This is a genomic window from Porphyromonas levii DSM 23370, assembly GCF_000379925.1.
GTDB lineage: Bacteria > Bacteroidota > Bacteroidia > Bacteroidales > Porphyromonadaceae > Porphyromonas_A > Porphyromonas_A levii.
The window spans coordinates 1-19955 of record NZ_KB904266.1; the positions used below are offsets into that span (position 1 = coordinate 1).

General features: G+C 48.0%; 13 protein-coding genes. 10 read left to right on the forward strand and 3 right to left on the reverse strand.

Features of this window, described 5'->3' with window-relative positions; genetic code table 11:
- The first annotated feature begins 471 nt into the window (after positions 1 to 471).
- Genes hutU through hutH form a run of 5 tightly spaced genes read left to right on the forward strand, consistent with a single transcriptional unit; the run spans position 472 to position 6882 of the window.
- Positions 472 to 2466 (forward strand): urocanate hydratase, encoded by a 1995-nt coding sequence (gene hutU, locus A3GG_RS0107285; RefSeq protein WP_018358649.1) that lies wholly within the window; start codon positions 472 to 474, stop codon positions 2464 to 2466.
- Positions 2467 to 2471: 5 nt separating this feature from the next.
- On the forward strand, positions 2472 to 3446 hold the full coding sequence (ftcD, locus tag A3GG_RS0107290; protein WP_018358650.1) for a glutamate formimidoyltransferase: 975 nt from the start codon (positions 2472 to 2474) through the stop codon (positions 3444 to 3446).
- On the forward strand, positions 3439 to 4698 hold the full coding sequence (gene hutI / locus A3GG_RS0107295) for an imidazolonepropionase (protein WP_018358651.1): 1260 nt from the start codon (positions 3439 to 3441) through the stop codon (positions 4696 to 4698). Before ftcD ends, hutI begins: the two co-directional genes overlap by 8 nt.
- Before the next feature lie 18 nt (positions 4699 to 4716).
- Positions 4717 to 5346, forward strand: a complete 630-nt coding sequence (locus tag A3GG_RS0107300; protein WP_026215698.1) for a cyclodeaminase/cyclohydrolase family protein — start codon at positions 4717 to 4719, stop codon at positions 5344 to 5346.
- A gap of 3 nt (positions 5347 to 5349) precedes the next feature.
- A complete protein-coding gene (hutH, locus tag A3GG_RS0107305; protein WP_018358653.1) occupies positions 5350 to 6882 on the forward strand; it encodes a histidine ammonia-lyase in 1533 nt (510 codons plus the stop codon).
- Between the two features lie 76 nt (positions 6883 to 6958).
- Here hutH and A3GG_RS0107310 read toward each other — a convergent pair whose 3' ends face one another.
- The gene (locus tag A3GG_RS0107310; protein WP_018358654.1) at positions 6959 to 7615 is read right to left on the reverse strand and encodes a GNAT family N-acetyltransferase; all 657 of its coding nucleotides are present in this window, start codon (positions 7613 to 7615) and stop codon (positions 6959 to 6961) included.
- Positions 7602 to 8513, reverse strand: coding sequence for a DUF2156 domain-containing protein (locus A3GG_RS0107315; protein WP_018358655.1), 912 nt, complete (start codon positions 8511 to 8513; stop codon positions 7602 to 7604). Before A3GG_RS0107315 ends, A3GG_RS0107310 begins: the two co-directional genes overlap by 14 nt.
- A gap of 399 nt (positions 8514 to 8912) precedes the next feature.
- On the opposite strand from A3GG_RS0107315, the gene polA reads away from it, so the two are divergent.
- From polA to A3GG_RS0107340, 5 genes are all read left to right on the forward strand, one after another.
- Positions 8913 to 11696, forward strand: a complete 2784-nt coding sequence (gene polA / locus A3GG_RS0107320) for a DNA polymerase I (protein ID WP_026215700.1) — start codon at positions 8913 to 8915, stop codon at positions 11694 to 11696.
- Between the two features lie 2 nt (positions 11697 to 11698).
- On the forward strand, positions 11699 to 13435 hold the full coding sequence (locus A3GG_RS0107325) for a TonB-dependent receptor (RefSeq protein WP_018358657.1): 1737 nt from the start codon (positions 11699 to 11701) through the stop codon (positions 13433 to 13435).
- A gap of 177 nt (positions 13436 to 13612) precedes the next feature.
- The gene (locus A3GG_RS0107330; protein ID WP_248637666.1) at positions 13613 to 16945 is read left to right on the forward strand and encodes a SusC/RagA family TonB-linked outer membrane protein; all 3333 of its coding nucleotides are present in this window, start codon (positions 13613 to 13615) and stop codon (positions 16943 to 16945) included.
- Between the two features lie 14 nt (positions 16946 to 16959).
- A complete protein-coding gene (locus A3GG_RS0107335; RefSeq protein ID WP_018358659.1) occupies positions 16960 to 18528 on the forward strand; it encodes a RagB/SusD family nutrient uptake outer membrane protein in 1569 nt (522 codons plus the stop codon).
- A complete protein-coding gene (locus A3GG_RS0107340) occupies positions 18521 to 19435 on the forward strand; it encodes a hypothetical protein (protein WP_018358660.1) in 915 nt (304 codons plus the stop codon). Before A3GG_RS0107335 ends, A3GG_RS0107340 begins: the two co-directional genes overlap by 8 nt.
- Before the next feature lie 280 nt (positions 19436 to 19715).
- On the opposite strand, the gene A3GG_RS13735 is transcribed toward A3GG_RS0107340, so the two are convergent.
- Positions 19716 to 19955, reverse strand: a 240-nt coding sequence (locus A3GG_RS13735; protein ID WP_018358661.1) for a hypothetical protein, incomplete at its 5' end; no start/stop codon positions are given.

Genomic DNA, 19955 nt, shown 5'->3' on the forward strand with positions numbered 1-19955 from the left:
GGAGAGGGAGAGGAGAGGGAAACAAACAATTGGAAACATTCAGTAGCGAGCTAACCAAATAGCCCGCTGGCAATCTCGTGTCCCAAAGTGTACCCATTTACAATAATTGTGGTATTCAGTAGCTTATAAATAGATAAAAAAGACAAAGACCAATCTCCAAAACAGCCAAACACCTCCCAAAATACAGCAAAGAGCACCCCAAAGTACCCCCAAATACTACCCCCAACAGCGCCGATCTATACTTTGCGGAATCTAGGGTCTAGGAATAAAAATATTTATCTGTACAAATAAATTTATTTATTCCTAGGAATAAATTTTGGTGGTTTGCGGAGCCATGTACAGTACTCGCCCAAGAGGAAATCTATAGGTATCGTTTCGCTTGCACTACCTTCTGTGAGAATTGTTTTGCAGTGCGGGAGATATTGATTAGTTTTGTAGAGAAAAAATATTTCAAACATATTACCTATAGTAATGGAAGAGACCAGAGAATTTGTACTGGATAGCACTTTGCCAGTGTATCCAGAGTTTGTCAAGGGGATCAGACGTGCCCCAGACCGTGGCTATCGCTTGACTAAGGAGCAGACCAAGGTGGCGCTCCGCAATGCCTTGCGCTATGTACCCAAAGAGCTTCATGCCGAACTTGCACCTGAGTTTTTGGAGGAGCTAAAAACTAGAGGTAAGATATATGCTTACCGTTATCGCCCAGAAGGAACTCTTAAGGCGAAGACTATCGATGAGTATAAAGGAAAGTGCCTAGAGGGTAAAGCCTTCCAGGTGATGATTGATAACAACTTGTGTTTTGATATCGCCCTTTATCCTTACGAATTGGTTACCTATGGTGAGACAGGGCAAGTATTTCAAAACTGGTTGCAGTACCGACTTACTAAGAAGTACCTCGAGGAACTAACCGAGGATCAAACCCTCGTGATGGCAAGTGGTCACCCGCTAGGGCTATTCAAGAGTCACCCAAGTGCCCCACGCGTTATTATTACCAATTCTATGATGGTCGGTCTGTACGATAATATAAAGGATTGGGAAGTGGCAGCTCAGATGGGTGTAGCCAACTATGGACAGATGACTGCTGGTGGCTGGATGTATATAGGCCCACAGGGCATTGTACATGGTACATATAATACGATCCTCAATGCTGGAAGGCAGAAGTTGGGCATTAAGGAGGATGAGAACCTTGCTGGAAAGCTATTTATCTCCTCTGGTCTTGGAGGTATGAGTGGTGCTCAGCCTAAGGCTGCCGATATTGCAGGAGCGGTATCTATCGTTGCTGAGGTGGATAAGAGCCGTATCGCTATCCGCCACGAGCAGGGGTGGGTGAATCATGTAGCACATTCGCTGGAAGAGGCTTTCGAGATGGCTCGCAAGGGTATCGAGAGCAAGGAACCTACGAGTATTGCTTACCTTGGCAATATTGTGGATCTATTGGAGTATGCCTACGAGAAGGATATCCATATCGATCTCCTTAGCGACCAGACTAGTTGCCACGCAGTATACGAGGGTGGTTATTGTCCAGTAAGCCTTACCTATGAGCAGCGCACAGAGATGCTCTTCAAAGACCGTGAAGGTTTCGCAAAGGAGGTAGACAAAGGACTACGTCGTCACTTCGATATTATCAAGAAGCTCGTGGCTAAGGGGACTTACTTCTTCGACTATGGTAATGCCTTTATGAAGGCTTGCTTCGATGCTGGAATCACCGAGATTTCCCGCAATGGCTACGACGATAAGGATGGTTTTATTTGGCCTAGCTATGTGGAGGATATCATGGGACCTGAGCTATTTGATTATGGTTATGGTCCATTCCGCTGGGTATGCCTTAGCGGTAAGCATGAGGATCTCCTGAAGACTGACCATGCTGCTATGGAGTGCATTGATCCTAACCGCCGTGCACAGGATAGAGATAATTGGATCTGGATTCGTGATGCTGAGAAGAACCAACTCGTAGTGGGTACTCAGGCGCGTATCTTGTACCAAGATGCCCTAGGCCGTATGAACATTGCTCTGAAGTTCAATGAGATGGTGCGTAATGGCGAGGTAGGACCTATCATGCTCGGACGCGACCACCACGATGTGAGCGGTACCGACTCTCCATTCCGTGAGACCTCGAATATCCGAGATGGTAGTAATGTGATGGCAGATATGGCTGTGCATTGTTTCGCTGGTAACTGCGCTCGTGGCTTTAGCCTGGTAGCCCTCCACAATGGTGGTGGTGTAGGTATTGGCAAGAGTATCAATGGTGGATTCGGTATGGTGTGCGATGGCTCTAAGAGAGCCGATGAGATTATCCGCTCCTCTATGCTTTGGGATGTAATGGGCGGTGTAGCACGTAGATCTTGGGCACGCAACGAAAATGCAATGAGTACGGTAAAGAGCTTCAATGAGACCCATGCTGATGGCTATCATATCACGGAGCCTTTCCTAGTAGATGACGATATTATCAATAACTTAATACAATAATAAGGATGAAGAAGATTATGGAGTGCGTGCCTAACTTTAGCGAAGGCCGCAACAAGGAAGTAATGGAGGCGATTCTTGCACCACTACGCAATAAGGAGGGGGTAGTACTCCTCGACTACAGCAATGATGAGGATCACAACCGTATGGTAGTGACCCTTGTAGGGGAGCCACAGTCCCTTAAGGAGGCAGTGTTGGAGGCTGTAAGAGTAGCTGTTGCTAAGATAGACCTCACGAAGCATCAGGGGCAGCACCCTCGTATGGGCGCAGTGGATGTGATTCCTTTTATTCCTATCAAGAATGTTACTAAGGAGGAAGCTATCGAGCTATCTCACGAGGTCGGTAAGATTATCGGTGAGGAGATAGGCGTGCCTGTATTCCTATATGAGGACTCTGCTTCATCTCCTGAGCGCCAGAACCTAGCTAAGATTCGCAAGGGCGAGTTCGAGGGTATGGCAGAGAAGATTAAGCTCCCAGAGTGGGCACCTGACTATGGTAAGGCTGAGCGCCATGCCACAGCTGGTACTGTTGCTGTGGGCGCACGTATGCCGCTAGTGGCTTACAATGTGAACCTTGATCACCCCGATGTTGAAGTGGCTACAGCTATTGCCAAGCGTGTTCGCTTTATCGGCGGAGGTCTTCGCTTTGTAAAGGGTATGGGTGTAGACCTTACCGAGCGCCACCAGAGCCAGGTATCTATGAACCTTACGGACTATACTAGGACTGCTATCTACCGTGCACACGAGATGGTACGCATGGAGGCTAAGCGCTATGGTGCTAAGATTGTAGGCGCTGAGATTATCGGTCTAGTCCCTAAGGAGGCACTAGAGCAGTCTCTTGCTTACTATCTAGGTAAGGAAGCTATTGCTGAGGGCGAGTATACCCTAGAGCAGCTTGCAGAGGAGATGACCAAGCACCTACAGCTTGAGGGCTTCTCAGTGGAGCAGATCCTCGAGTACAAGCTAATGAAGGCTAATGCGTAACGGAAAGCAAAAGGGTAGCCTATACCTCTATAATATAGGTCAGCTAGTCACCATGGCGGGAGGTCCTAAGAAGGGTACCGCCATGGGCGACATTGGTCTCATCGAAGGACCTGCAGTGCTAGTGATAGAGGAGGGAATTGTCACCTACGCTGGTAAGCAGTCGGAAGCGCCTTGTCCTAAGGAGCAGGGGATGGAGTTCGTTGATGCGCAAGGGCAATGCGTACTCCCTGGATTTATAGACTCCCATACCCACTTAGTATTTGGCGGGTTTAGAGAGGATGAGTTCCAATGGCGCTTGGCGGGAGAAAGCTACATGAGCATCATGGAGCGCGGTGGAGGGATTGCCTCTACTACCAAAGCGACTCGAACAGCAACCTTTGAACAACTATCGGATAAGGCGATAAAGCACCTCGATGATATGTTGAAGATGGGTGTGACTACCGTGGAGGCGAAGAGCGGATACGGTATGGATAAGGAGACGGAGCTACGCCAGCTGGAGGTGACACGTCATCTCGAGCAGACACATCCTATCTCGCTCTACAGTACTTACATGGGCGCACATGATACCCCTGTGGAGTACAAGGGACGCCCACATGAGTATATCGACTTTATCATCCGTGAGATGCTTCCTTTGGTAAAGGAGAAGGGGCTAGCGGAGTGTGTGGATATCTTCACGGAGAAGAATGTATTTGAGCATGATGATACGCGTAGACTCCTCAAAGCCGCCAAGGAGCACGGCTTCAAGGTAAAGATGCATGCCGATGAGATTGTCCATATCGGAGGAGCAGACCTTGCGGCTGAACTTGGTTGTCTCTCTGCCGATCACCTGCTCAAGATATCGGACGAAGGGATTAGCGCTCTAGCCAATAGCGAGACGGTGGCTACATGTCTGCCACTTACTGCGTTCTCTCTGATGGATGACTATGCACCTGCGCGCAAGATGATAGACGAGGGTTGCTGTGTAGCGGTAGCTTCGGATCTCAATCCAGGTAGTTGCTTCTCTAGCTCTATCCCTCTGCTGATAGCCCTCTCTACTATTTACATGAAGATGACGGTGGAGGAGACGCTTTCGGCTCTTACAATCAATGCAGCAAAGGCTATCAATAGGCACGACAAGATAGGTAGCTTGGAGGTAGGAAAGGCAGGCGATGCCGTTATCTTGAAGTACCCCAACTACAAGTTCCTAAGCTACCATTTCGGCATGAACCTAGTGGATACCACGATTAAAAACGGAGTAACTTATAAATTCTAAGACAAAAGAACAGACATTATGATGTTGAAAGACCATACCCTAGTACAATTTAGTGATGTCACCGCTGGTAGCGATCCAGTACCTGGTGGCGGTAGTGTTTCGGCACTCGCTGGAGCTATATCCGCATCATTGGCTAAGATGGTAGCCAATCTCACTATCGGTCGTAAGAAGTACGCCGAGGTAGAGAGCGAGATGATGGAGGTGGCTACAAAGGCGGAGGAGATCCGTCAGAGCCTACTCAATGCTATTGATCGCGATAGCGACGCATATAACCTAGTTGCCGAGGCTTTCAAGATGCCAAAGGAGACCGACGAAGAGAAGGCTGCACGTAGTGCTAAGATACAAGAGGCTACTAAGGTAGCTGCCCTCGTACCTATGGAGGTAGCTAAGATGACTTATGACCTGATTCCTCTTATCGAGGCTGTGGTGATGAAAGGTAATCAAAACGCAATTACCGACGGTTGTATCGCTATGATGAACTGCCGCCTTGGCGTTCTCGGTGCCCTTCTCAACGTGCGTATCAACCTTGGAGGTCTCAAGGATGAGGCTTTCGTAAAGGAGCTTACTGCCGATTGTGAGCAACTGGAAAAGGATATCACCGATATCGAGCAGCGTATCCTCCAGCACACTTATAAGGCAATACAGTAAGTTATGAGAGTTGTTACACATCAGCCTTATACGCTCGGCGAACCTATGGAGTATGTTATCGGTCGTGATAAGCTCACGATTGAGTCTCTAGAGCGTGTTGTCTTTAGCAAGAAGGTTACCTATACCCTTGCTCCCGAAGCGATAACCCGTATACAGAAGTGTCGCGATTACTTGGATGCGAAAGTGGAAAAGAGCGATCGTCCTCTCTATGGTATCACCACAGGGTTTGGATCGCTTTGTAGCATCAGTATCCCTCAGGACGACCTTACTAAGCTTCAGGAAAACCTCGTGATGAGCCACTCATGTAGCTATGGAGACGAGGTAGCAGAGCCTATCGTTAAGCTCATGCTTATCCTCAAGGCTTATGCCCTTAGCCTAGGGCATAGTGGCGTGCAGGTGGATACCGTACAGCGCCTCGTGGATATGCTTAATGAGGAGATGTATCCTATCGTGTACGACAAGGGCTCTCTAGGAGCTTCGGGCGACCTCGCCCCTCTAGCGAAGCTCTTCCTCCCTCTTATCGGTGAGGGCGAAGTGTATTACAAGGGTGAGAGAATGGCTTCGGCTGAGGCTTATAAGAAAGCTGGTCTTCAGACCATTACCCTCAAGAGTAAAGAAGGACTAGCACTCCTCAATGGTACTCAGTTTATGAGCTCTCACGGAGTTTATGCTCTCATGCTTGCTCGTAGGGCACAGAAGGCAGCACTACATGTAGCTGCGCTGTCGCTTGAGGCTTTCGATGGTCTCTCCGCTCCTTTCTATGCTGGTCTGCACACTATACGTCCACACGAAGGGCAGTCTTATGTAGCAAAGACCATGCGTGACCTCCTCGAAGGCAGTAAGCTCCAAGAGCAAGCAAAGGCACAGGTACAGGACCCATACTCTTTCCGCTGTATCCCTCAGGTACATGGCGCTTCGTACGATGCCCTGAAGTACGTTACCAGCGTCGTAGAGACAGAAATCAACTCCGTTACCGATAATCCTACCATCTTCCCGGATGAGGATATGATCGTATCTGGTGGCAACTTCCATGGTCAGCCTTTGGCGATTGTCTACGACTTCCTCGCAGTGGCGATGGCAGAGATAGGCAATATTTCCGAGCGTCGTACCGCACAGCTTATTCTTGGACTCCGTAATCTGCCTGAGTTCTTAGTGGCTAAGCCAGGTCTCAATTCAGGCTTTATGATTCCACAGTATGCTGCTGCTGCAATGGTAAGCCAGAATAAGATGTATTGCTTCTCTGCTGCTTCGGATAGCATCGTAAGTAGTAACGGACAAGAGGATCACGTCTCTATGGGTGCCAATGCAGCTACTAAGCTCCTGCCACTTCTCGACAACCTTTATGCAATCCTCGGAGTAGAACTGATGAACGGTGCTCAGGCTCTTGCCCTCCGCAAGGGAGCCGATAAGACCTCAGCCCCACTTCAGAAGCTCTACAATGACTTCCGCAAGGTAGTCCCAATGGTACAGGACGACGTTGTGATGTACAAGCAAATGCAAGACGCTGCCGACTTCGTCTACAGCTACACCTTCTAGTGCTAGTATATAAATAGATAAAGGACACCAAGGATTAATTTCCATTGGTGTCCTTTGTATTTTATTCAGTCGGAGATTACGTTAGGGGATTCAATAGGGGGAAAGGTTCGGGTAGTGATAGACCGGGTTGGAGGACTAGCGACATCCAGCAGATGGGAGCAGGAAGCATAGGAATCCACTCTAGTCGTTGCTGGTTTTCATACTGCTTCTGAGAGAGATGCTTTTGCTCGTAACGGTTGACCGCTTCTAGGTAGTTGCGAGCAAGGAGATCGGGAAAGAGTAGGGGTGTAGCATCCTTGGGGGCTTTCTCATAGATCGTGCTCCCCTGCCATACAAAGCCGAAACGCTTATAATACGCCACCAGCCAATCCTCCGCAGGCACCAAGAATGCCAAAGCATACCCATCCATTCTCAGTTCCTCCAGCATCTCCTCCATAAACCACTTCATTACACCTTGCCCTTGGGCTCGCTCTGCGGTGCATACACTGTAGAGATATCCAGCCCTCAGAGAAGTCTCTTCCCGCCTAAGCCTTAGTTTGTAGTCCACAATCTGTGTAAAGGCAGCTAGTCTACCCTCATCATCAGCAAGCAACTTGGTGTGCTGAGGTGTGGGCAGATGCTCCAGCTGTAGCAGGTAATAATCCCGATACTTGGCACCAAAGCTCTCGCATAGCAGTTCCACTATCTCCTGGTGCCTGCGAGTGTCGTCGCTCCTATAGCTAATCCTTTTCATACCTCACCACTGCCGTGTGCTTATCCAATATCTTCATTGGGTAGTAAGAGAGCTTCGCTTTCCTAAGCCCAGGCAGACCAAGATCCTCCTCTCTATTGACACGGACATACTGCTCAGGCAGGTGTCGTACAAACTCTTGGTTGATGATTGTAAAAGAGCCCTCGTACTCCGTATTTGCCTTCTCTATATGCACTCCGAAACAATGGGGGTTAATCTGAATCCCTAGAGTAAAGGCAATAATCTTGCCATCCACCCGAATACAGCCACCTCTCAGCCCTATCGCTTCCTGATTCTCAAGGGCACGGCGAACCATAATGCGCTCCTCATCCATCCCTTCTGTGTCCTCTGTCTCATCGTACCACACTTGGTAGAGCTCAGCACACTCGGCAGCATTTGCCTTGGTGATCTCTTCGTATTGGTAGTCTGGGTAGAGACGCTTAAACTTATTGATGTGATTGCGCTTAGACTGGAGTTTCTTTCCCGAAAGCGTCTCTAGCTTTTCACGCTCATATAGGTAGTCGGCATTGTCCCTATTATTGATTACATGGATATCCGTAGGCTTAGTAGCCACGATAGCCTCTAAGGCACTGTCTTGTACCGCCATCAAGGTTAAGTGCTGATCAATATCCTCTATAGATGCTTCCATATCCCTCAGGACCTCACCTAGGTCTCCATTTCCTATGGGTGTCAAGAAAGCCGTGCGCCCAGTCTCCTTACTCCTAAAGCGTACCACCATCATCCCTTTGTGAAACGCCACAGAAGTTTGGTATAGAAATCCCCAGTTGTACAGATTCCCAAATGAATAGTCGCAATTGCAATAGGGGTTCCCCTCGAGATATGCCAATATTTGATCCCTATCCTCTAAGCACACCCTATGAAAATCAATCTTATCAGCCATATAATTTATCTTACTGTCTCTGTCAAACTCTTTCGCTACATACAAAGATACTAAAATACTCCTGCAAGTGTATTGTTACATAGATAAATCGCTCTTCCCCTGAGCACTTTCCGTGAACTATAATACTACGCTCTCCAAATCGCTAGATTACCTAAATTTATTCCTAGGAATAAATTTAGGTAATCTAGCGAGCCGCTGCGAGTGCGCGCCTTATAAGCATTCGGAGATAGGTAGAGCGGGGTCGTGATGCCTTATTCTGCCATTTTCATAACTATGGTATGTACCCTACAACTGAAGCAATTCCCGCATTGCCCCCAAAAGTAGAGAAAGATGGTGGTCTATGTGGCGGCGGGGCAGATTATTGGTATCTTGTACCGTATTACAGACGAAAAGAAAGATATGGAGAAGAACCTCTACCTGATAGATGCGTATGCAATGATTTACCGTGGGTTTTATGCAATGATGCGGAGCCCTAGGGTCAATTCAAAAGGACAAGACACTACTGCCGTCTTTGGATTTCTCAATACTTTTGAGGAGATCGTAAAGCGTGCAGAGGGGCACCGCCTAGCAGTTGTCTTTGATCCCCCAGGAGGTACTTTTCGCAGTGAGATGTACGAGGCGTACAAGGCACAGCGAGAGAAGACCCCCGAAGGGATTTCTTTTGGGATACCTTATATCAAGAAGCTTATCGATGCCTTTGGTATCCAGCGCTATGAGGTAGAGGGATATGAGGCGGATGACGTGATTGGTACCATTGCTACACAGGTGGGGGCTAAGTATCCCGAGATGAAGGTCTTTATGATTACGCCCGATAAGGACTATGGGCAATTGGTTACCCAAAATGTACATATCCTTAAGCCTGGTCTGAAGGGCGGTTTTGAGGAACTTGGTCCTAGCGAGGTGACGGAGCGGTATGGGCTCCAAAATACGTCTCAGGTCATTGACCTCCTAGCCTTATGGGGCGATGCCTCCGACAATGTACCTGGTGTGAAGGGCATTGGAGAGAAGATTGCGGCTAAGCTGTTGGGTGAGTATGGAGATATAGAGGGTATCTACGAGCATATCGATCAGCTGAAGGGGAAACAGAAGGAAAATCTCATAGAAGGTCGTGAGCAATTAAAGCTCTCTCGGGAGCTAGTAACGATTCATACCAATGTACCTGTGACGTATGCGCTGGAAGATATGTTGCCTAGGGAGACTAACCTGCAGGCGCTTGCAGACCTATATGAAGAGCTAGAATTCCGCTCCAAGTTGACGAAGCTCCAAGGCAATGTTGCGGCACCAAAGAGTGGCGGGGCACGTACTCTTTTTGACCAAGATGAGCCTAAGACAACGCCCACTCAAGTGGTGGAGAGTAGCTTCGATTCCATCGATACTTGGGGGGCGAAGTACCACCTAGTAGAGGAGGAAAAGGATATAGATGCTCTTGTGGAGCGGCTGAGCCAAGCAAAGCAGTTTGCCTTTGATACCGAGACGGATAGTCTTGATGGTATGAGCGCTGGCATTGTAGGTATTTCCTTTGCCATAGAGGAGGGCGAGGCATGGTATGTGCCACTCTCTGCGCTATCGATGGAGGCTAGGATTCAGCTCTCGGTTTTCCAAGAGGTATTTGCCAATCCTAATATTCTGAAGATAGGGCAGAACCTAAAGTTTGACCTCAAGATGATAGAGCGCTTCGGGGTACAACCCGTAGGTCCTTACTGGGATACGATGATTGCCCACTATCTGATACAGCCCGAGCTACGGCATGGGATGGATGCCATGGCAGAGAGCTACCTCAACTACCGCCCTATCCCGATAGAGGAGTTGATAGGGGCAAAGGGGAAGAACCAGAAGAGTATGCGCCAGCTGGCTCCACAGTCTATCTATAAGTATGCCTCGGAAGATGCCGATGTCACACTTCGGCTCTATGGCAAGCTGAGAGAGGAGCTAGAGCGAGAAGGTCTGGAGGATCTATTTTATAAGCTCGAGATGCCACTGATGGAGGTACTCCTAGAGATGGAGAAGACGGGGGTAAGGCTAGATGCTAAGCGACTCACCGAGACGGTAGAGGAGCTCAATACCGAACTGGCACAGCTGGAGCACGAGATCTATAGGGCTGTGCAGCGGGAGTTCAATATCAATTCACCAAAGGAGGTGGGGGAAGTGCTCTTCGACCACATGCAGCTGGTAGAGAAACCCAAGAAGACCAAGACAGGACAGTATGTGACCCGAGAGGAGGAGCTACAGAAGATTGCGCACCTTCACCCAGTGGTCGGGATGATTCTCCGCTACCGTGGTCTGAGGAAGCTCGTGAGTACCTATATAGAACCACTACCATTGCTTATCAATAAGCAGACAGGGCGGGTACATACGACGTACAACCAGACATCGACTGCTACAGGCAGACTCTCTAGTACGGATCCCAACCTTCAGAATATCCCGGTTAGGGATGAGGACGGTAGGCAGCTACGTAGAGCCTTTACTAGCTTACACCCTGAGCGGGGCGACCTTTATGTCTCTGCCGATTATTCGCAGATAGAGCTACGATTGATGGCGCACTTCTCTGGTGATGAAGCGATGATAGAGGCCTTTAGGAGCGGTACGGATATACATGCAATGACGGCAGCCCGTATCTATCATACCGAGCCGAGCGAGGTCTCCTCTGAGCTACGGCGCCGTGCCAAGACTGCGAACTTCGGTATCATCTATGGTATCAGTACCTATGGGCTCAGTAGTTGCCTAGGGATTGCTTTTGGGGAGGCAAAGGAATTGATCGAGGGTTACTTCCGTACCTTCCCTGGTGTACAGCAGTATATGCAAGATGTAGTAGCGCGAGCCAAAGAGCAGGGCTACGTGGAGACGATTATGGGGCGCAGGCGTTTCCTTATGGATATCAATTCACAGAATAGTGTAGTGCGCGGCTTTGCGGAGCGCAATGCTATCAATGCGCCGCTCCAAGGTTCGGCAGCAGATATCATTAAGGTAGCTATGATTCGTATTCAGAAGCGCCTCCAAAAGGAGGGCTTCAAAGCGAAGATGATGCTACAGGTACACGATGAACTCAATTTCTCTTGCCCTCCCGATGAGAAGGATAGGCTTGTGGCGATGATCCGTGAGGAGATGGAGGGGGTCTGCCCTGAGCTTCGTGTGCCCCTTACTGTGGATGTTGGTGTGGGGGAGAACTGGCTCGAAGCGCACTGACGATGAAGCGATGGTTGTTCTTACTTTGTCTTATCCTCTCTGCCCCGATGGTAGAAGGGCAAGAGGCGGTGGAGCTACTATTGCAGGAGCTAGAGGACGAGGCGGAAGCCGAATGGCTAGGTTCTTTCCTCGCCGAACGCCTTGCGCATCCTCTGGATATCAATAGCGCATCGGAGGCAGAACTATTGGAGCTGCCCTATTTCGATACATTCTTTGTGCGTAACCTTCTGCTAGAGCGTAGTCGCCGAGGCGGGAGGTTTCGCTCTATTTACGAACTTAAGGAAGTACAGGGTGCTCCGCTCCAACAGCTTCCATTGCTCGAACCCTTTATAGTCGCTGGAGAAAGGGAGGAGAGACCGCAATTGGCGCAAGAGTTATTCGCTGGGTTCGAGGGACAATTGCCGTTACGTAGGGATCAATACCGTGGGATAGGATGGGGTACTCGGTATGCAGGTAGTTTTGGGGCTCGACATACATGGAGCGTACTGGCAGGTAAGGATAGGGGCGAGCCACGCAGGGTCGATTATCTCTCTGCCAGCTACCGATATGAAGCTGCGCATTGGTCGGTGATTGCAGGCGACTACAGGGTGAGCGCAGGGCTAGGGATACACTTGGGGCAGAGCCTCTCTTACTTCTCCAGAGCAGAGATTGTGGGGCAAGCACCAATGCTTAGCCGTCGTGTGCTTAGGCAACATAGCAGTTTCCGAGAATACGGTTTCCTTCGTGGCGTGGGCGCTAGTATAGACCTTGGCGCCCTCAATGTCGTATTGTTTGGAGGCACAGAGCCTATCGATGCTCGTGTGGAGGGCTCAAAGGTTGTTACGCTCTACCCCGGGGGTATGCACCGAACAACGGATGAAGTAGCCCGAAGGCATGCGGCACAGAGGGCTACTGTTGGTGCTGTGATAAGCTATCGCGTCAAGGCTATGGAGGTGGGCGGTACAGCGATGGTTCAGCGGTATCTTTCTCCTAAGTTCGAACCTATGCAGGCGCCCGATAGACACCAACAAATGCAGAACGGTTCACTCTTTTTCCAATATCAGAATAGACGATGGAGGATAGCAGGCGAAAGCCTTTTAGCAAAACGAGAGGGGCTCTCTAGCCTTGCCACTGTTAGCTATTACACTGATAGGCTGGGGCGAGTGTCTCTCATGGGACACTATTCTGGGGATCAGTCTTTTACGCCTTACGGATTCCGACAGGGCAAGAGGGGTGTTCAGGCAACTTGGGTAGGAGAGTTGGCTCGCTGGTGGCGCGGCATGCTCTACTTGTCTTATTCGGATAAGGGGTGGGGCACTACGGCAAGGGCTGAGTACAACTATGATAAGCATGTGTTTAGAGCTCGCCTGAGGTATGCCCGTGAGCGTGCTACGGCAAGGCTAACCCACCAGTACCAATTCAATGAACAACTGGTATGGCGCTCGGGGCTCAATCTCTCGCGAACAGCTTGGGGCGCTTTCGTTCGGGGACAGTGGTCGTTTGCCCAAGGATTGCGGATAGAAGGCGGACTACAATATTTCAATACCAATGGCGGTGTGATACGCGCCGACCAGCCCTATATGCCGTGGCGGTATTACGTGCCGATGCTTAGGGGCAAAGGGTTGCGAGCAACGGCTCAGGTGCGTTATAAGGTACAGGCGGCACAAGTCTATCTCCGCACTGCCCATGTCTTTTATAGTGAAGCACCGCATTCTCCTCTGCCTTCTCTGCTAGAGTTATCGACTACCATCAGATTCTAAGGTATAGAGAATCCCTTACAGATTGTCTTATTCGTCAACGTTAATAGAGCCGTTATCAAGTTATATTAACAACATTAATTTGTACCTTTGTGCGACGACAAATCATTCACAAGAAGCAATATAACGAAGTTGTATTCCTCGGAGGTATTCTGAATACTATACTAGATATTACATTATATGACTAAGAAATTGTTTAGATTCTATTCCTTGCACGTTCTGATGGTCTTGCTACTATCGTTTGTGCTGGTGCATAATGCGCAAGGACAGGAGCAGAAAGTATCAAGGTCCTATAGGCTGACAGGTACTGTGGTTCTAGAAGATGGCACGGCTGCGGTAGGGGCTACGGTGGCGATTAATCGCAAAGCCGTAGCGAGTGTTGATAGAGAGGGTAAATTCAGCTGTCAGCTCCCCGCTACCCCTGAATTGGTGATCAGTGTCTCGTATATAGGCGCTAAGACGTTTACAAAAAAGCTAGAGGGTGAGCGTACTCTGGCTATTGTGCTTAAGGAGGATAATGAAGTACTCGACGAGGTGGTTGTGACTGGATTTCAGACCATCAGTAAGCGGAACTGGACTGGAGCCTCCACCATTGTTAAGCCAGAGGAGATTATTACGCCTGCCACCTATTCGGTAGACCAAGCCCTTGAGGGTGTAGTTCCCGAGCTGATATCTATGCCTCGAACGGGGGAATTGGGTGCGGTGCCTCGTCTTAGGATTAGAGGCGTCTCTACTATCCTTGGTAATAGAGAGCCCTTGTGGGTAGTAGATGGCGTGGTTCAGCGTGATCCTATCTCTATTCCCATAGAAGACCTCAACGACCCTGACTTTATCAATAGGGTCGGTAACGCTATTTCTGGTATCAATCCTATTGATATCGAACGAATAGACGTATTGAAAGATGCAGCGTCTACCGCTTTATATGGTGCACAAGCTGCCAATGGCGTTATCGTAGTGACCACCAAACAGGGAGATAAGGGCACGACTAATATAAGGTATTCGGGGAGTGTGGGAGTTACCCAACGCCCTCGCTATACCGACCGAAATGTCAATCTCATGAATTCACTAGAGCGAGTCAACTTCTCCCGTGAGCTTATTGCCTCTAAGTATTACTACTCCCCAGATATGTACGAGGTAGGGTATGAGCATCTATTGAAGCAGCTCTATGATAAGAAGATACCTTACGACGTATTCAAGACTGAGGTCGATAAGATAGAAACATTAAATACCGATTGGTTTGGTCTATTGATGCGTGACGCCTTGTCGCATAGTCATAGCTTATCCCTCTCTGGTTCATCAGGCAAGACGAGCTACTACGCATCTCTTGGCTTCAGTAACAACCAGGGCGTTGTTCGGGGAGACGATGGTATGCGTACTACTGCTATGCTCAAGATGATTACCGAGTTCTCCTCAAAAACAAAGCTACAGTTTTGGGTGAGAGCTAACCTTAGTCGCCTTGCCCATGCCCCAAAGGGATTGAACGTCAACGATTACGCCTACAATACGAGCCGAGCTATCCCCGCCTTTGACGGTGAGCACCAGTACTCGTATTATAAGAAGGGCTATAAGTCGGACGAACGCTACAATTTTAATTTCCTGAACGAGCTAGAGCACTCTGGCTACAAGCAAGATCAATTCCTATCTAGCGTCAACGCTTCATTGGATCATAAGTTTACACGTGAGCTGTACCTCTCTTCATTATTCTCTCTCTCCATGTCCAATAGTAACGGAGAAGAGCATTGGGATGAGCATACCTACAAGGTAGCCAATTTGAGAATGACGGAGTATGGTGAGCCCTTCAATAAGGTCAGCTTTGCCAATTCTCTTTTGCCCTATGGTGGTCAGCTGAGTAGCTTTCAAGAGAGGTTTTATGCCCTAAATGGGAGACTTATTCTGAGCTATGATAAAGATATCAATGACAGCAACCGGATCAGAAGCAGCGTAGGTGCTACCATGTCTTCTACAAAAACTAATGGTATGCGACAGCTCTACCGTGGTTACTTCAAGGACTACGGCGAGAAGTTCGTAGCTCCTGAGAATATCGATAAGTTCCCTGAGTATAAAAACTGGCTGATAAGTGATGAAGCGCAGCCCAAGAGGATGAATAATCTATTCAACCAAGTGGCGCTCTTTGCTACCGTTTCTTATACTTGGCGGGACAACCTGACACTGGGTCTCAATGGGCGTATCGAGGGCTCCAATAGGTTCGGACAGAGCAGCAATAAGAAGCTCCTCCCTATATGGTCTGTTTCTGGAAGCTACGACTTCAAGGATCTTCTTCCTGATGTATCTTGGGTCAATTATCTTTATCTGCGTACTTCTTATGGTATGCAGGGCAACATGCTGCCCGATCAGACCCCTGTGCCTATCATCAAGAGATATGGCGTAGACCCCTATTACAATGAACCACTGGTGAAGCTAGAGCGGTATCCTAATCCCGACTTGAGGTGGGAGAAGACACAGTCTTTCAGTGCGGAGTTGGACTTCGCTGTACTCAATAACCGCCTTTCTAGTGTCCTCTCGTACTATAGGAAGGATACCCGAGATGCTTTCATGGATGTGATGATAGACCTAGTAAATGGGTTCCCCTCCTATGTTGTCAATTCTGGACACCTCAGGAATGAGGGCTTCAGTATCGCTCTCTCTGTAGTGCCTGTGCAGACTAAGGACTTCAGCTGGAGGCTCACAACCTCCTTCTCAAGGAACTTCAATCAGCTCAAGAGTAAGCCAGCGTATCAGAACTTTAGCCTCAATAGCTTCCTCAATGGTACCGCTCTGATCGAGAATAAGCCACTAGGCACTTTCTACTCCTATCGATTCAAGGGGCTCAATCCGCAAGACGGTGGTCCTATGTTCTATGATATGGAGGAGGAGAAGGAGTCTCTATTCGGATTGTCTAACTACGAGGTATATTCCAAAGTACTCGTAGAGTCTGGTAATAGGTATCCTAAGATGCAAGGGAGCATTAGGAATAACATCAGCTATAAGAACTTCTCCTTGCGATTTAATCTCGTCTACAGCCTCGGAGCCAAGACTAGATTGTTTAAGCTCTATAAAGACCAGAAGAACTTCACGCCAGAGATGAACGTGAATAGGGCTTTCCTCGATAGGTGGAAGCAACCAGGAGATGAGGCAACTACCAATATCCCTGCTGTCGTAGACCAGATGGTACCTGCTATCTCTGGCAAGTACAATACCCATTACTCTTATTATGAGCGTAAGAATATGCCTCGTATAGCTAATAATGCTTGGGATATGTACAACTATTCTGATATCCGTGTGGTCTCTGCCGATTTCCTAAAGTGCGCCGATCTCACGCTATCTTACGCTTTGCCCAATAAGGCATGCCGAGCACTGCGTGTAAAGAATGCTTTCGTCTCTTTCGGTACCAATAATCTCTTTATCATAGCTTCGCCATTATTGAAAGGGCAAACGCCAGTCCAAGGAGGGTTTACCGAGATAAATCTCTCTGAGCGTCCACAGTACCGACTAGACTTTAGCTTTTCACTCTAAATACGATTAGACTTATGAATGCAAAGAAATCAATCCTACCATATCTATTGGTACTCTCAGTGCTTATAGGCGTTACCTCTTGCAAGTCGTTCCTCAATGAACACTCCGAGGATCTAGCCTATATCCAAACACTAGACGACCTAGACCAGCTATTGATGGGCTCTGGATATATGGAGGTCAACCCTCGGACACCGCTGAAGTATAGCAACTTCTACTTCCCCTATATTCACTATATATCCGATGAAACGCAGGAAGTTATCGGTGAGACCCGCTACAGCCCTGAGGCGAATATCAGACCCGTAATATTCGGTTACTATACTTGGCAAAAGTCTGTGGGAGAGAGCTTCGATGGCCTTACGCACAACGACGAGAGCGTAGACTGGCTTAGGTTGTACAATCATATCAGTACGCTCAATGTAGTCCTCAGTGAGATAGAGGATATTGATGCCCCAACGGCTACGGAGAAGAAGAAAAAGAACCGCATTATAGCCGAAGCCTCTTTCTTGAGAGCTGCCTACCACTTCTGGCTAGTCAACCTCTACGCCGAAGCCTATAGCCCAGAGCATATCGATAAGCCAGGCATACCGCTTAAGCTGGAGAAGTTCATTAAGGATACTAAATATAAGAGAGCGAGTATTCAGACGGTTTACCAGACCATTCTAGAGGACTTACAGAGAGCTGAGGCACTTATGCCAAGTGATGCTTCCAGATCTAAGTATAGGATTTCGCAGCAAGGCATCCTCCTATATATGAGTAGGGTCTATCTCTATATGCAAGAGTGGTCCAAAGCGATTGCCTACGCCCAAAAGGCTATCAGCAAGGGCTCTACCCTAACCAATATTAATGGCTGGAGCAAGGATAATTATTTCCTCTCTCTCGCTAATCCAGAGGTGTTGTTCTCCATGGGTGGTAGCCTAGTATATGCCCAGCTTAGTAGTAGCTCTCCTATCGGAGCTTTTGAGGTGTCGAAGGAGCTCTACGATCTTTATGGCGATAGTGACCTTCGTAAGACGGTCTATTTCAAAAAGGAAAGTCTGAAGGGTGGGCAACAGAACTACCATGTATACCCAGTAAAACAAAATCCCAAAGGACCATACCGTGCCGAAGTATCAGATATCTTCTGTCTTAGACTGTCTGAAGCCTATCTAAACCTCTCGGAAGCCCTTGCAATGTCCAACGATCTAGAGAAGAGCAATGAAGTAATCAACCAATTGCTGCAGATGCGTACGAAGGTCTCTGATTTCCATCCTATTAATATCACTGACCAAAAGGAGCTGATCTCCTTTTTACGAGAGGAAAGGCGTAAAGAGCTATGCTTCGAAGGTCATAGGTGGTTAGACCTCAAGAGGTACCGCGAGGTAAAAGCATTCCCTTACAAAAAAGACCTGGTAAATACCTATACTATTTACACGAAGGAGGGAAGGAATAGCCGCATGCAAGCGACCTATGAGTATCTTTTACCTGCCAATGAAGATGCAGGGTATACCCTCCCTATCCCGCTGGAAGAGAAAGCAATAAATGATGTAATTGTGGATAATGAGAGGGTAGAACGCAAACCAACTAACATTAAGAATTATGACTAAGAAGAATATACTACTACTCGCAATAGGTGCGCTCTTCACAGCATGTACCGGCACTCAGCTTACGCCATCTGATGCCGACGTTAATTACTTCGAAGTCGATGCATCGGATACCTCTGCGGAAGGGAAGCTGAGACGAGATTTTTACAAGGAGACGGGGGCCTACCTTCTCTTTTCCGATACCCTCAGAAGGGGAGATAAGACCCTCACTGTGGATCCCGAATATTCTATTACGATTACTGGGGATTATTACCACAATAACTACCTCTACAAGTACGAGTATCTACAGGAGGATAAGGAAAAACTTGCAGCTGCAGATTTCTTGAGAGGATATATCGTGAAGTACGCTTCAGCCAAAGCGCTCCCTTACTCTTTCCTCGTGGTTAAGGAGATTCTACAGTACCCTTATGATAAGAAGCTGAAGGAGTACGATCTCGAAAAACCTAAAAAGGGTCTGGTATTTATCCAAGGGATGTACACCTCAGCGGTTGCTGGATTGGCTGAACTGACGGATGATGCGAGTCGCACGAAGACGCAGCAGTTGATACTCAACACCATGGTGAAAACTGCACTGAAGAAGGAAGAGGAGGATAAGTTCGAGAAGTTTTATGCCTATTCTCTGCCCTACTACGATAAGTCTTACGATTCGGATAATATATCCGAGATGCCCGATGTAAAGGATCTAAAAGAGCTGGGCTTTCTAAAGGCTTACTCATTTAAGCCCAAGAAACGAATGTCTTTTTATGCCCAAAACAAGGACAAAGAAGTATTCATCGATGAATTACTAAAGAAGTCTGCTGCCAAGTGGCGCCAAGAGTATAAAGATTACCCATTAGTAGTGGGCAAATTGGAAACCCTCTTGGCGATGACAAAGTCTTTGGGTTTCGACCTATCCTATCTAGACCGCTGATCATAGCCGTACGTGCAAGTAGACTGTTCCAAATACACTATTCGTTTGTGTTGGCAAATATTTCGTTAGTGTAGAGGTAGCGTTTACAGCGCTATCCATGTGGATAACGACCTCGGTAGCGATCGGACTTACAATTTTCTGAGATAAGTCCGATTCCTTACCGAGGTTGTTGTATTATGCCCAGACGACCATAGATGTTCTTCATTGACCCTAGCCCAAGTTTGACCCCTGTCGGAGTGTAAGTGACTGTTATTATTGTTGTTGTCTTTTTTTTGAAGAGTTACTGTGTACTACAAATTTTGATTTTTCTAAATGGGTGGGTTTTATAGTTTAGGGCTTGGTAGATTTTTCTGGCGTTTGGTGGTGGGTCGCTACAAATTCGGAGGACCACCTTTTCCCCTAGCATGTTGGTGGCTTCCGTCGTAACTGCTTTTTGGGTGGACATTATTCGGACGATCTCTTTCCAATAATGTCTGATTCCTTTTCCTTTCAGTTGTACACGTATATTATTGACCACCCA

Bases quoted from the DNA above. Each gene is read 5' to 3' on its own strand.
- A3GG_RS0107300 (WP_026215698.1), top strand. From the start codon at position 4,717: ATGATGTTGAAAGACCATACCCTAGTACAATTTAGTGATGTCACCGCT.
- hutH (WP_018358653.1), top strand. From the start codon at position 5,350: ATGAGAGTTGTTACACATCAGCCTTATACGCTCGGCGAACCTATGGAG.
- polA (WP_026215700.1), top strand. From the start codon at position 8,913: ATGGAGAAGAACCTCTACCTGATAGATGCGTATGCAATGATTTACCGT.
- hutI (WP_018358651.1), top strand. From the start codon at position 3,439: ATGCGTAACGGAAAGCAAAAGGGTAGCCTATACCTCTATAATATAGGT.
- A3GG_RS0107330 (WP_248637666.1), top strand. From the start codon at position 13,613: ATGACTAAGAAATTGTTTAGATTCTATTCCTTGCACGTTCTGATGGTC.
- A3GG_RS0107335 (WP_018358659.1), top strand. From the start codon at position 16,960: ATGAATGCAAAGAAATCAATCCTACCATATCTATTGGTACTCTCAGTG.
- A3GG_RS0107315 (WP_018358655.1), bottom strand. From the start codon at position 8,513: ATGGCTGATAAGATTGATTTTCATAGGGTGTGCTTAGAGGATAGGGAT.
- A3GG_RS0107310 (WP_018358654.1), bottom strand. From the start codon at position 7,615: ATGAAAAGGATTAGCTATAGGAGCGACGACACTCGCAGGCACCAGGAG.
- hutU (WP_018358649.1), top strand. From the start codon at position 472: ATGGAAGAGACCAGAGAATTTGTACTGGATAGCACTTTGCCAGTGTAT.
- ftcD (WP_018358650.1), top strand. From the start codon at position 2,472: ATGAAGAAGATTATGGAGTGCGTGCCTAACTTTAGCGAAGGCCGCAAC.
- A3GG_RS0107340 (WP_018358660.1), top strand. From the start codon at position 18,521: ATGACTAAGAAGAATATACTACTACTCGCAATAGGTGCGCTCTTCACA.
- A3GG_RS0107325 (WP_018358657.1), top strand. From the start codon at position 11,699: ATGAAGCGATGGTTGTTCTTACTTTGTCTTATCCTCTCTGCCCCGATG.